The sequence below is a fragment of the Brevibacillus sp. 7WMA2 genome, from assembly GCF_010748895.1.
GTDB lineage: Bacteria > Bacillota > Bacilli > Brevibacillales > Brevibacillaceae > Brevibacillus_B > Brevibacillus_B halotolerans.
The window spans coordinates 2,289,636-2,303,085 of the sequence record NZ_CP048799.1; the positions used below are offsets into that span (position 1 = coordinate 2,289,636).

At 42.7% G+C, this 13,450-nt stretch carries 14 protein-coding genes; 7 read left to right on the plus strand and 7 right to left on the minus strand.

All coding sequences use genetic code 11. From position 1 onward, the window contains the following. Positions 1-7 precede the first annotated feature (7 nt). A complete protein-coding gene (locus GOP56_RS08990; protein ID WP_096886093.1) occupies positions 8-664 on the minus strand; it encodes a hypothetical protein in 657 nt (218 codons plus the stop codon). 416 nt (positions 665-1,080) lie between these two features. On the opposite strand from GOP56_RS08990, the gene GOP56_RS08995 reads away from it, so the two are divergent. The 4 genes from GOP56_RS08995 to GOP56_RS09010 all read left to right on the plus strand — a co-directional run bounded on the left by GOP56_RS08995 (position 1,081) and on the right by GOP56_RS09010 (position 3,892). Further along, the gene (locus GOP56_RS08995; protein ID WP_163245400.1) at positions 1,081-1,707 is read left to right on the plus strand and encodes a stage II sporulation protein M; all 627 of its coding nucleotides are present in this window, start codon (positions 1,081-1,083) and stop codon (positions 1,705-1,707) included. Between the two features lie 73 nt (positions 1,708-1,780). Then, a complete protein-coding gene (locus tag GOP56_RS09000) occupies positions 1,781-2,167 on the plus strand; it encodes a DUF2500 domain-containing protein (protein WP_003336821.1) in 387 nt (128 codons plus the stop codon). A 296-nt stretch (positions 2,168-2,463) separates the two neighbouring features. Continuing rightward, complete coding sequence (locus tag GOP56_RS09005) at positions 2,464-3,105, plus strand: GTP pyrophosphokinase (RefSeq protein WP_003336820.1); 642 nt, start codon at positions 2,464-2,466, stop codon at positions 3,103-3,105. A 169-nt stretch (positions 3,106-3,274) separates the two neighbouring features. After that, complete coding sequence (locus GOP56_RS09010) at positions 3,275-3,892, plus strand: ImmA/IrrE family metallo-endopeptidase (RefSeq protein WP_163245401.1); 618 nt, start codon at positions 3,275-3,277, stop codon at positions 3,890-3,892. 302 nt (positions 3,893-4,194) lie between these two features. On the opposite strand, the gene GOP56_RS09015 is transcribed toward GOP56_RS09010, so the two are convergent. Further along, complete coding sequence (locus GOP56_RS09015) at positions 4,195-4,476, minus strand: hypothetical protein (RefSeq protein WP_003341509.1); 282 nt, start codon at positions 4,474-4,476, stop codon at positions 4,195-4,197. Positions 4,477-4,743: 267 nt separating this feature from the next. Beyond that, complete coding sequence (locus GOP56_RS09020; RefSeq protein ID WP_003336815.1) at positions 4,744-5,094, minus strand: YolD-like family protein; 351 nt, start codon at positions 5,092-5,094, stop codon at positions 4,744-4,746. A 119-nt stretch (positions 5,095-5,213) separates the two neighbouring features. On the opposite strand from GOP56_RS09020, the gene GOP56_RS09025 reads away from it, so the two are divergent. Together GOP56_RS09025 and GOP56_RS09030 are read left to right on the plus strand one after the other, a co-directional pair. Continuing rightward, positions 5,214-5,660, plus strand: coding sequence for a MarR family winged helix-turn-helix transcriptional regulator (locus GOP56_RS09025; RefSeq protein WP_022584357.1), 447 nt, complete (start codon positions 5,214-5,216; stop codon positions 5,658-5,660). Between the two features lie 12 nt (positions 5,661-5,672). After that, positions 5,673-6,941, plus strand: coding sequence for an MFS transporter (locus GOP56_RS09030; RefSeq protein ID WP_163245402.1), 1,269 nt, complete (start codon positions 5,673-5,675; stop codon positions 6,939-6,941). Between the two features lie 60 nt (positions 6,942-7,001). On the opposite strand, the gene GOP56_RS09035 is transcribed toward GOP56_RS09030, so the two are convergent. Together GOP56_RS09035 and dinB are read right to left on the minus strand one after the other, a co-directional pair. Continuing rightward, positions 7,002-7,385 carry a YhjD family protein gene (locus GOP56_RS09035; RefSeq protein ID WP_163245403.1) on the minus strand — a complete coding sequence of 128 codons (384 nt, stop codon included), beginning with the start codon at positions 7,383-7,385 and terminating at the stop codon, positions 7,002-7,004. Beyond that, entirely contained in the window at positions 7,382-8,584 is a 1,203-nt protein-coding gene (gene dinB, locus GOP56_RS09040) for a DNA polymerase IV (RefSeq protein ID WP_051876162.1), read from the minus strand. The genes GOP56_RS09035 and dinB overlap by 4 nt, the downstream gene beginning before the upstream one ends. Positions 8,585-8,902: 318 nt before the next feature. Here dinB and GOP56_RS09045 point away from each other — a divergent pair, with 318 nt between their 5' ends. Next, the gene (locus GOP56_RS09045; protein ID WP_163245404.1) at positions 8,903-10,192 is read left to right on the plus strand and encodes a hypothetical protein; all 1,290 of its coding nucleotides are present in this window, start codon (positions 8,903-8,905) and stop codon (positions 10,190-10,192) included. Positions 10,193-10,464: 272 nt separating this feature from the next. On the opposite strand, the gene recG is transcribed toward GOP56_RS09045, so the two are convergent. Further along, complete coding sequence (gene recG / locus GOP56_RS09050; protein WP_163245405.1) at positions 10,465-12,519, minus strand: ATP-dependent DNA helicase RecG; 2,055 nt, start codon at positions 12,517-12,519, stop codon at positions 10,465-10,467. After that, complete coding sequence (sdaAA, locus tag GOP56_RS09055; RefSeq protein ID WP_003336806.1) at positions 12,512-13,402, minus strand: L-serine ammonia-lyase, iron-sulfur-dependent, subunit alpha; 891 nt, start codon at positions 13,400-13,402, stop codon at positions 12,512-12,514. The genes recG and sdaAA overlap by 8 nt, the downstream gene beginning before the upstream one ends. Positions 13,403-13,450: the final 48 nt, after the last annotated feature.

A 13,450-nucleotide genomic window follows, 5' to 3' on the forward strand; every position in this document is an offset into this window, starting at 1 on the left:
CTTCCTTCTACAGTTTCCGTTCATGCCCCTCTGCCTGCACCATAATTTCTGGACTTGTAATGCTACCGCTCACTCTTCTTTCCGATTCGTCGGTTTGATTTGTTTGGGCCAGACGAATCTGAAACGGCATTTCAAAAATCTCTTCTGCACGTGGTTGAATTACATACTCGGCTCGCAACGGTTCTGGCTCAGTAGTGTTATCATCGAATAGATGAAAGGGCATATCTATGGAAAAATGGACTTCTTGGCCACCGTAATTTTTAATACGAAATTGACAGCTTCCTTTCATTAGCCCATCTGTGTCACTTTGATAGTGGCAGAAGCTTCTTTTTTTCTCATAATCAAGGGCATAGACACCATTGGCAATAAAAGATTGAAACCCGCTTAAAAGAAGATACGTTGCAACGGGCACAGCAATCCATAGTGTCACAATTGTTTTACCTGCTCCGTATTCTTTCAGGAAAAGGACAAGCACACAGATAAATAATAAGAGAAGGAATATACCATCTACGTGGAATGACTCTATTCTGGTAGGAATGCCTATCTGCTGTAAAAGGCGGTATAATAGCGTGGTATTATGTGGAAAGGAGGCTTTCAGAAGAAGCAACAAAGCTAAACTAATCCAAGCCGCCCAGCGTAGTTTTTGATGTTTTTTAGGGATCAAAGAAACACTCCTTTCTCTTGGCTCAGACTGTCGGCTTACAATTGGGACGTTATCAGCGCACATTCTAGATGGAGAAGGCTTCGTTTTCTTTATTTTACCATTGTTTTCCTGATTGCAACATCAACTTCTGCTTTCTTTTTCATTGAAAAGAATTTTTAGTTCATGCTGTTTTGTACCACAAGGAATTCATGCTCAACATGTTCTTAAATTTACTTGGATGGTAATATAAATAATATGGTTATTGGTCTTTAGTAAAGGAAAGCAAGTGTAAGCACCCTTGAATCATTTCAAGCTTTAAAGAACTGAGGTGAATACCAAACCGCATTACATGCGTATTATTGTTGCAATCATGATTTTTAGGTGTACATAACTAAGTAGACAAACCATTATTTTTAACTGATAAGGAGAGAAATGCTATGCTTCGTGATTTGTATGCCCAAGAATGGGAACATTTCCGCAAAGATTACAAGAAAGGTTTTTGGATTGTTACATTCGTGGCTTTAGTCACCGCTGTTGTTTTTTATATGCTCATTGTAAAAAATCCGCAAACGGTTAAAGATCTGTTGACTACACTTGCTCAAGCCTTTGAGGCAAAAGGGATCAAGTCGGGCGGAACACCCACCAATTTTTTCTGGTCTATTTTTAAAAATAATACGCAAGCAACCCTTCTGTCCGTGGTGATCGGAATCATTCCGCTAATTGTTTTACCTGCCTTTTCAGGTATTATCACCATTAGCACGATTAGTATTTTACTTGCGTCTGTTGCGATTCAGAACCAGCCTTGGATAGATATCTTAGTTTACGGAATCCTCCCTCATGGCATTATTGAGATGATTGCTATTTTCTTAAGTGGAAGTGTTGGCATTTTTCTTAGTCTTACTGTGTTTCGCCGCCTATTTTCGCGCAATCGACATCAGTATTCTGTTAAAAATGCGATCCTCCAGTCACTTAAAACCTATATTTTGGTTATTTTACCGCTTGTCTTGCTCGCAGCACTTATTGAAGGCTATGTGACACCCATTCTGATTCACAAGGTCGTATAAACTGTAAACCGCTGCTACTTATGCTATAATACAAGTGAATATTCCCTATTTTTGTAATTAGGAGGATTCCATTTTGTTTTTTTCTAATCCACTTGAGCTTGGTTCACCCATGTTTGATTTTACGTTCTCTTTTATGGCTAACGTGATTCCTGTGATTGTAATTGGTGGCTTTATTTTTGTGATTGGTCGTGCTCTATTTACCTGGACAACTAATAATCATTCTCCTGTCGAAAATAAACAAGCTCACATTGTTTCAAAGCGGGTTCAAGTGTCTGGCGGTTCTGGAAATCATGCTTCCCACACTTCATATTATGTAACCTTTGAATTAGTGAGTGGTGAACGCAAAGAATTTCAATTGTCTGGATCTCAATACGGACTGCTAGCTGAGGGAGACCATGGTATCGTTTCTTATCAAGGAACACGTTTTAAAGGCTTTCAGCGTCAAACTACTTCGGCTTAATACTCCATTTTACATTGATCATACATGAAGCTGTTATTGTTTCTTGGTAAAAATATTGGTTAAATGGTCTAGACTGTTGATTGCAAAAAGACGAGCGCCTGTTTGTTTGAAATGATGTCATATTTCCCTGATCTGACGTTGCTGTTTCAATCAGCAACGTCCTTTTTCGCCGCTTACACATTTCTCCCACAACCATCAGGTACAATCATCACGTACAATAAATTAATTTTGCTCACCGTGCCTATGAATTGGATTTAGGCTTGCATACAAGTCACAGAAATACAAGGAGCGTACCTATGCTAGAAAATATGGATGTCTGGAAAAACATGGCCTTTCATTATCAATTTGCTTTACGCGAGTTGGAAACGAAGATCATGATCGTGAATACAGAATGGAAGCTGCAAGATGGATATTCCCCTATTGAACATATTAAAACGCGTTTAAAAGAACCGGCTAGTATCATGAAAAAGCTAGAACGTAAACGTTTGCCAAAGACTTTAGAAAGCGTGCGAGACAAGCTGTTTGATGTAGCTGGTGTTCGAATCGTTTGTGCCTTTGTTGAAGACATTTATCGCATTGCGGATCATTTTAAACAGCGAGAGGATTTGCGCCTTGTTGAGATTAAGGATTACATAGCCTCTCCAAAGCCAAATGGCTATCAAAGCCTGCATCTCATCGTTCAGGTCCCTCTCGTTCTAAATGAAGGAACACAATGGGTAAATGCAGAAATTCAACTACGGACCTTAGCTATGGATTTCTGGGCGAGCCTTGAGCATATTTTGTACTATAAGTACGACAAGCAGGTGCCGCCTTATGTCTTACATGAATTGACTGAGGCCGCTGAGGCAGCAAATAGCTTGGATCAAAAAATGCTGCGATTGCGTAAAGAAATCTTAAATGGGAAAGAATTTAAAGTAGTTGCCGGAGCCAAGGCATAGCTGTTCTCCCCGTACAAAAGAAAAAGGATAATTGGACGCGTCCCGTACGCTTGCAATTATCCTTTTTTTTCTTATATACGACCATCATATAAAATTAAGCAGGATATTTCCCTAGAACCCGAACAAATATTCCTATTTTTAGGGTATAATTTAGAGGGAGGAGGTTTTCATGAATCTCGAATTATATCAAATGACACCCTTAGAGGAATGGATTACAGCTAGGTATCAACGACATGGATTTCTAGCTCCTGAGGAATTACATCTGGAAGAGATTGCAGAGTTATTTGGAGGAGAAATTGCTTTTACAAGATTACCATCCCACGTAAGATGGTGCGAGAATAGTGGAGACTTTCTGATTTTTTTACATCAGCATCTCTCAGAGGTAGATCGACGAGCCGAATTTTTTCATGAATTATGTCACCCGTTGCGCCATTCTGGCAATCAGTTGTCATTGCCACCTGCTTTACGCGACTTACAGGAAATGCAAGCCGGACACTTTCAGTTGTATGCAGCTATGCCTTTTTATTTGCTTCAAACCTTACCCATGCCTAAATACGAACGGGATTGGTTACACCAGCTAGCTCTAGCTTTTCGGGTCCCCATCTCATTGGCCTCCCGCCGCTGGGAGCAGATCAAGCGCCGAATCTGGCTAGCACAGGAACAAGAATGGAGTATGATGGTATATCAGCAAAAACAAAGGTCAGCTCTGAAGAGACCTTCTCTTACTCCCGAAACGAAGCGCCTGCTTAGTCAATTGCAAAAACAGCTGTCGAGGGAGTGGGATTAGACTACTTTGTCATTTATATTTTTTCTTATTTTCCATACATATGTAGCTTCTTAGCATTTTTATTTTCATGTATACATTTTATCAAAAGCACGTATGCAGGCTGGCTCATCCGAGTCAGTCTGTTATTTTTTAGACATCTGCAAACTATCTAGAAGCTAGCCTATTAGTAGGTGAAAAGAGGCCAACATATAGAGTAGAAATAAAGGCTCTCTTCCCATGAAAGAGAGCCTTATCTCAGCTACATTTGTGTCATTAGTTTCATTAATAGCTTTTATTGTAGTTATTTGTTTAGATTGATTCTTTTATGATCCGCTAGCGACATCTACTTGCTTTTTAACAATATGGTGGCCAATATCTAAGCCTTTTGCTAGCAATTCTTCTTCTGTCAAAACCGTCAGCTGTTGATTCTTTGAAGGCATCGGCATCAATCCACCTAGTGGACTGAGCATGCGGCAGTTGGTATCCGTCTCGATCACGACGTACAAGCCCTTCTTTTCCATCTGTTCAATCAGATTCGCCCAACGCTTCGCATCCATTACTTCCGCGTGCTTGGTTAAAACCATGCCCATCTCTTGTGCTAACATTTATAATCCCCTTTTGTGCTCACGTGTTTTCGTAAAAATCTCACGTTACATACAATACAGCCAAAACGCTTTCCAACGCAAAATGCATTTTCACGCAAAATTCCAGCGAAAAATCCATAAATTCAATTAGAAACGTAAAATAGATCGTTCAATCTTGGCCGATCATGATTTTTTGCGTTACTACTCATTTTCTCTCTATTTCCATGATATTTACTTAGGTTTATTTTATTTTTTTCCTCAAATTATTTTCCAGACCCCTACAAACTTTTACCAGCTATCCTCCACTTCAGCCGCCAGAATCGTCTGGCAGCTAATCCAGGACACCCCGTGCTTTGTCTGCAGCTTAAGTCGTTGTGATACAGGATCAACATGCAGAGCATGCCCGATCATGCATTTCTCCCCCGTATCATCGTAATAACGCAATGTCAGCAAACGCTTTTGTTGTAAGCCTTGAAATAATGTGGCGCTAATACTGGCACGATCCTCTTCATCTAGATTAGGCGGACAGTATCTCTCTTGCTCTGCTTTCATTCGCAGATATAGCTCCCGATGCTCTGGCAAAATAAATCGGCTAGTCGCAAAAAGATTTTCCTTCTTGGAAACAGGCTTATTTTTCATGATCGTCACTGCTTTCTTTTTCCATTTTTTACTTATACAAAAAGTACAGATATTTACAAGAATAGTTGTCATACATATAATTGTTGTAGCAAGTATTTTTGAAGAAAGGAGGAGCCCCTTTGACCAAACAAATTGTTTCGGAGGACTCTATCGGCTTTATGCTGGGGCAGACCTACCGCAAAATCGTTTATCTGCTCTCTTCACGCTTAAAGGATTTTGACATTACGACGGAGCAATTTTCCCTTCTGTATCAATTGGATAAACAAGACGGGATCAATCAAAAAGAACTAGCACACCGTACATCTAAAGATCAACCAACAACAACCCGAATTTTAGATGCACTGTATAAAAAAGGCTTGATTCACAAAAAAACGTCTGAAAATGATCGCCGCGCTTTTTTGCTTTTCTTAACCGATGCTGGCAAAGAAATGGTCAAACAGACACTCCCCATCGAGCAACAAACGATTCAGGAAGCACTCCAGAACATCTCGGATGCTGATCTAGCGTTTATGAAACAGCTTTTACAACAAATGAGTGAGAATGCTCAAAAACAGATAGAGTCTTAGGAGTGGTACGTTTTGATAGGAGAACAAGAGAAACTTTGGTCTAAACAATTTATATTGTTAACAATTTGTAATCTGCTGTTATTTCTTAATTTACAAATGATCCTTCCCGCTTTTCCGGCCTATGTGAAAGAAACCTTCTATGCTAATGATTTTACGATTAGTCTAGTAACAAGTCTCTTTGCCTTGTCTGCTATTGTGACACGGCTATTCGCAGGTGAGTTGTTAAAGCGGGGAAAGATCACTTTCCTATTATTCACGGGCTTAGCAATTGCTGCTCTCTCTACAGCCGGCTATTATTGGTGCGGAACTATTGCTGTCTTGCTTGTTATGCGCGTTTGTTACGGGATTGGCTTTGGGATGTCTAGTACCACCTTTCCCACAATGGTTTCTCATGTCATTCCCATTCGCCGTATGGGAGAAGGCATGGGTTACTTCGGTTTATCTACCAGCCTAGCTATGTCTATCGCACCAATGATTGGATTATGGGTATTAGCAACGTATGGCTTTGGTACATTAACTGCCTCTTCTACCCTATTGATTTTATTGATCTTCCCTTTGCTGTACCTCGTTTTACCCAAGCAACAATCAATAGCAACGGAAAATGCTGAGTCTATTAGACAAACGGACCCTAAGACGTTCACTACGCAATCCACGTACAAAACCATGTCATCCAATAGTAGCTCTTCCTTTTTGGATAAGCACGTCTTGCTTCCTTGCCTGTTAAATCTGTTGCTATCAGTTACCTATGGCGGCTTACTGAGCTTTTTGGCCTTATTTGGAAAAGAAATGCAAATTGACAATGTAGGTAACTTCTTTTTGTTTAATGCACTAGCGATTCTGTGTATTCGTCCGCTTTCTGGCAAGATTTTTGATCAAAAAGGGCATGTAGCTGTTTTGATTCCAGGTGCTTTATTGGTAATCGCTGGTCTGCTTTCTCTTTCCTTTACGACTGGTATGATCGGTCTAATTGGTTCGGCTGTGTTGTATGGACTCGGTTATGGAACTCTCCAGCCTTCCATGCAAGCGTGGATCATTAAGGAAGTAAGTCCAGATAAGCGAGGAATGGCTAATGCTGCCTTTCTCAACTCGATTGACTTAGGAGTTGCCATCGGTTCTATGTTGCTCGGCGTAGTAGCAGCTAGTGCCAATTATGCAATCATGTATCGCATCTCTGCTTTAGCCATGGTGACCTATTTGCTCGTTTATTTATTCTTCTTAATGACACGTGGAAAACGCATGAAAAGAGAGCTAGCCAAACACGCTGAGAACGTAAAAATGTAACCGTAGCGAGTAGGATCATGCACGCCAGATGGGTAGTGCATACAACGCTGGTATCATTCACTAGCGACCGTTTCCTGCATCACCTTGTTGCGTCTCTCCCGTCAGCCATTGTTGGACGCGCTCCTGACATTCTGCCCGCAATAATTCGGGGGAATAGAGGAATTCGTGTACATAGCCGTTCAACCGAACCTGTACGCGATATAAGCCTTCTTTGGTCTGTGCGCCAATCACCTCGCATCCTCTGTCTAGTAGGGCTCTGCGCAGATCATGATGTCTACGCTCTGCCCAACGTGACAGGTGCTCTAATAAATGGATATAGGACAGAGACAATGGAATCTGTCGCAAAGTCTGCTGATCCACCATCGCTACTTTAAATAACAAGCCAAATAAAATAGATTCACGCACATGCTCCTGCCACTCGGGTAGCACGGTTGACTGGCTCATTTATAATGTCCTCCAATCTTGTGTGCCCTCTCCTTCACTTGACCAGCCGAGAGTATCGATACTGCGCGCATAATCGCATCATTGCCAAAGCGAGATCGAATTCCATCCATGGTGTAGGCAAGAGAACGCTTTTTCATTTTGTCTTCAAATAAACTAAGCTGACAAACATCATCCGGGGTCAATTGGCCAATCTGAACGCCCACGCTACGTACTGGAGACTGCTCCCAATGACGCTCAAACAATTCTAAGACAACGGCATAAATCGTCATCACATCATTGGTTGGCTCCAGCATTTTCATCTGTCGAGAAAAACCTGTTGGTACGTCAAAATCCGCCCCTCTGCATCCTACAGCTACGACCCAGCCCATTAGTTGCTTGCTTCTAGCCCTTCTACACACTTCTTCACATAACTCCAACAAAACCACCTTAATCTCTTCCGCTGTATGATAGTCACGTGGCAATGTCATATGATGACCGATCCCCTTCTGAACATCATGCGCCTGAACCGATACAGGTGACTCATCAATGCCATGTGCAGTCCGCCACAGCACCTCTCCATTTACTCCAAAACGTTTCATCATGACATCAAGCGATGCTTCTGCTAACTGACCAATTTTGTACATTCCCATCCGATGAAGATGCCGCTTCATCCGTGAACCCACACCAAACAGCTTGTCGATCGGTAACTGCCACAACGTTTCAGCCAGCTCCTCTTTTTTTAGCCAAAAAATCCCCCCTTCCTGCTTTTTAGCCATATCGCAAGCCATTTTAGCCAGCACCTTATTTTCGCCAATTCCTACTCGGCAGACTACTCCTGTCTCCATGAGAACACGCTGTCTAATCCTAGTCGCAATCGCTTCTGGATCATTCCCAAATAATCGCAGGCTCCCCGTAATATCAAGGAACTGTTCGTCAATCGAGAAAGGCTCCACTAAATCGGTAAAGGACTCAAAAATAGCCGTAATGTGCCCCGCTACCTCTAAATAACGCTGCATGCGGGGGCGTACTACCACAAGCTGGCGGCACTTTTGTTCGGCTTTCCACAAGGGCTCTGCTGTAGTCACACCATATGCTTTCGCTAACGAACAAGCAGCTAGTACCACACCGCTCCGTCTCTTCGGATCACCAGCCACCACGACAGGTTGATCACGCAGTTCTGGATTAGCCGCTTTCTCAACGCTTGCGTAAAAGCTTTGCATGTCAATTAGAAAAATCACCCGCTTCTTGTTCACCTCGAACACCCCTATCGAACATACATTCCTGTCGAATAGTATACCAAACACTTGTTCCTATTTATACTATGAACCCGGAGGTAATTTTATACAGTACTGAAGCACTTCAGCATGAGAAAATAAACGGAACAATTGGAGATGCTGCTACATGTAAATGGAGTAAACCAGATCAGCAGAATCAGGTTAGCTTTTGCCTAGAAAAAATTCGAGCCGAGGTTGATCGGTATACGTTTCCCGTGAAACCTTCCAAACAAAATAACGTACTTACTATAGAGGTGATTAAGAGTGGACAAGCGCATACAGGAGATTATTACGGCTACAAGTGAAAAATTTGGCCTTCAAACGTATCACTTACATACGAGCCGTTTATCGACAACCGTGGATTTGATTCGTGGCACAACCTATCAATTGAACATGGAATGGTTTGTAAACGGAGTAACAGAACGTACGGAGGATGATGTAAATCCCCCCGGTACGGCCGTAATTGAATATGATATTAGCTCCAAACGCTATAAAAGTGTTATTTTTGTCGGTGGAAAAACTTTTTCTACAAGCTCTACACGCTTTTCAACCCATTCCGAAATAATAGAGTGGATAGAAGCAGAAACAGGTCTACGCCATGAAGAGCAGTTCATTCTAAGCGATCGGACACAGTCCTCCACCATCCACCATTTTAAAGCCTGCCATAATGGGATTCCTCTTGCTCCAGGTGGAATGCTAACAGTAGAGCATAATGATAAAGGACAGCTTCTTTCGTTTACAGTAGGTGGCGTGTTTCCTATAAAAGAAATGATAAAAGAGGAGCCTTATGCATTGGCCCTAGATACAGATGTCATACAGATCGCAAAGGAACAGGTTAGCTTAATCGAATTTCCTTCAACAGAGCAAAACAAATGGATTTTGGCTTATGCACTTGAGGAAATTTATATAGCCCATGATTTATCAGCAACTTATCCTTTTGAATTTATGATAGATAATCGTTTTTGCTTGAAGGTTGACCATGTTTTTCATTGGGTCACACCATTAACGCTAACGTATGAGGAACAAAATCCTTTCCTATTTCAGAATCAGCCGGAGGTGTCTGCCAAGCAAGCATTTGCTAATGAACCACACCCAGATATGCTACCTATTACACGGGAGGAGCAGCAGCAGGCTATTCATGCAATTTCCGACTTTTTGCGTTCTATGTACCCAACAGAGTCAGGACAGTGGAAGCTAACCCATCTATATCGGCAAAACAACTACATTCAGGCTGTACTCCGGCCTGTTTCTAGCCCCACTAAATTGATCTCACCTAAAATCACAATATTCTTAGACCCGAAACAACTGCAAATCGTCTCGTATTTTGATAATCAGCTCTTTTGGAAAGAGGTACATGGAAATCTAGCGCAAGCTGAGCCCGTCACCATTGACAAAGAACTTGCCTTCGAACGGCTTAAACAGCATCTTACTCTGACGCCCACGTATGTGTTGTATCCAGAAAGAACCCATTATGTATTGTGTGGAAAGCTAGATTGCCACTATGGAGTGCTAGGAATAAATGGTGACGTTATTTTATTAGATTCCATCGACTAGAACGTGCCTTGACCACCTATTACCACACTAGTTTTTCTAAACAAGAATGTGTTCCTTGAACATACGTACATCAAAACGATCCGTATTTCCGCCGTTTTCCAAATGAAAGCCCCCTCACCCTTCTAACATTAAGAAGAGTGAAGGGGCTTCTTACATCGTCCTAAACAAACGTGTATTCTTATTCGAAATCTTTTTATCATCCTAGCAAAGTAAAAAAATCAAAATCATTTGCATCCATATCAAACAGAGCAAGCATAGCCATTTATACTAGTCTAATCTAAAACGGTACCATCCAGAATTCCCTGCTCTCGCAAATAGGAGCGTAAATATTCATACGCAGGCTCTGTCCAGAACTCATCCTTATTGACCATAACCGCTGCTTCCTGACGAGCTACCTCTAACGCTTTATAGTCGCTTAGTAAATCTGCTACCTTAAAGTCAGGAACCCCGCTTTGCTTAGTACCAAAGAAATCACCTGGACCACGTAGCTCCAAATCGCGTTGAGACAGTTCAAAACCGTCATTGGTTTCGCACATGACACGCATCCGTTCTTTTCCAACCTCTGATTTTGGATCGGCAATGAGTACACAATATGATTGATCAGCCCCACGACCGACACGTCCACGCAACTGATGCAACTGAGCAAGACCAAACCGCTCAGCATCATAGATGACCATAAAGGTTGCATTCGGCACGTTTACCCCAACCTCTACTACGGTCGTAGAAACAAGAATTTGAGTCTTTGCACGAGCAAACGATTGCATGACCTCATCCTTCTCTTTCGATGGCAAACGCCCATGCATCAAGCCTACCTGATACTCCTGGAAATACATGCTTAATTGGGCATGTACATCAATCGCATTTTGAACGTCCAGCTTGTCGGATTCTTCGATTAAAGGACAGATTACATACGCTTGGCGACCTTGTGATAATTCTGCTCGCATGCGTTCTAGCACTTGATGAAACTGCTCGTGCTTAGCCCATGAGGTCTCTACTGGTTTACGTCCAGCCGGCATCTCATCAATTACAGAGACATCCATATCGCCAAAAGCCGTGATTGCCAACGTACGTGGAATCGGTGTAGCTGTCATGAATAAGACATCTGGACAAAGCCCCTTGTTGCGAAGCACACGACGTTGTTCGACCCCAAAACGATGCTGCTCGTCTGTTATCACCAGTCCCAGCTTAGAGAAAAATACATCGTCCTGAATAAGTGCATGCGTACCAACTACTACATCCAAGCTTCCTGATTGCAGAGTTTCAAGCAGCTCACGTCGTTTTTTGCCTGTAACAGAGCCTGATAACAGCGCAATCCGTAGTCCCAATGGCTCCAATAAGCCTGTTAATGAGTGCAAATGCTGCTCAGCCAAAATTTCGGTGGGCACCATCAAAGCCCCTTGAAAACCGGCTTTCACTGTAGCATACAAAGCAATAGCTGCTACCACTGTTTTACCGGAGCCTACATCCCCTTGCAATAAACGATTCATTGCATAGGGAGCCTGCATATCATCAAGCACCTCTTTTACCACACGCTTTTGAGCTCCTGTTAACGGAAACGGTAGGGAACGTACGAATTCCCGCACCAGCTCCAGCGGAATGGCTTGGGCAATCCCCTCTGTTTGCTGACGTGTTATCCGTCGAAATGCCTGCATTTTTACTTGAAATAAAAAAAGCTCCTCAAACATAATACGGCGGCGCGCTTGATGACCTTCTTGTGCATTGCCTGGAAAATGGATCAGCTCAATTGCTTCATGACGCGGCAATAAACGATAACGTTCTACTAGTTCCGGAGGCAGAATCTCAGGAATTAGCTTGCCGTATTTTTCAAGGGCATGCTGAATCGTTTTGCGTAAAAATAAAAGATTAACTCCCGCACTTAACGGATAAACCGGGACGAGATCATTGCGTTTCTTGGCCCGCAGTGAATCCTTTTGTGTCATTTCACTCACGGTAATTTGCAGTTTATGCTTGTCCCATTTACCTGTAACTACGATCTCTTTACCAGTAGATAGCTGTGTTTTAACATACATTTGGTTAAACCAAACAGCCGTGACAACTACACGATCCATGACAAGCTTGACGCTGATCCGCGATTTCTTTTTGCCAAAAAAGCGAACAGAGGGCTCGCCGTAGACTGTGCCTACAAGAGTAACCCTCTCCTCATGCTTCACTTCAGTTAGATCGCGAATACGATAATCCTCATAACGCGATGGAAAATACTCTACTAAATCCTTGATGCTGTATATGCCAAGTGCCTCTAAATCTTTAGCCCGCTCGGCTCCAATGCCATAGAGATTGCTAACAGGACCAGCTAATAAATCAATCATGCTGTTTCACCGGCACACCAAAGATTTTCGCCTCAATTGCACGGCCTGTCTTCGTATCCGCCAACCCGCCTTGTGCCGTTTCCTTCAGGGTATTTGGCATGCTACATCCGATACGATACATCGCTAAAATTACCTCATCAGTAGGGATCACACTCTTAATGCCCGCCATTGCCATATCGGCAGCTACGGTTGCGATAGCGGCCCCCATTGCATTACGCTTCACACAAGGAACCTCAACCAATCCTGCCACCGGATCGCATACTAAGCCAAGCATATTCTTCAAAGCGATAGCTACCGCTTGTGCTGATTCCTCTGGTGTACCTCCAGCCATTTCAACGATCGCTGCCGCTGCCATCGCTGTAGCAGAGCCTACCTCCGCTTGACACCCACCGGCTGCTCCTGAGATGAAAGCATTGTTAGCAATGCAATATCCAATCGCTCCCGCTGTAAAAAGGTAATTCACCATTTGCTCACGTGTTGGATTTAGTTTTTCTGATACAGCAAACAAGGTTCCAGGAACAATCCCACAGGCACCTGCTGTTGGTGTGGCAACAATCGTCCCCATCGCTGCATTTACTTCATTAACAGCCACAGACATGCTTACCGCGTTAAGCAGCGTCTTGCCAGATAAAAACGGCTTTTCTTTCATATATTGTTGCAGCCTTTTAGCATCTCCACCAGTCAAACCACTATATGAACGAATGTCCTCGGTCAATCCCCGTTGCACCGCTTTTTCCATCACATCCAGATTGCGATACATCTCTTCCATAATAGACTCACGAGATCGCTCAGAAAAGTTCATTTCTGCCTCAATCATGATTTGAGAAATGGGTTTCCCTTGTGATTCCGCCAGTTCCACTAATTCTGCTACATTGCGAAACATGGACCTCAACTCCTTTTGCACTTACCTTCCAGCTCTATCTCTATTCCA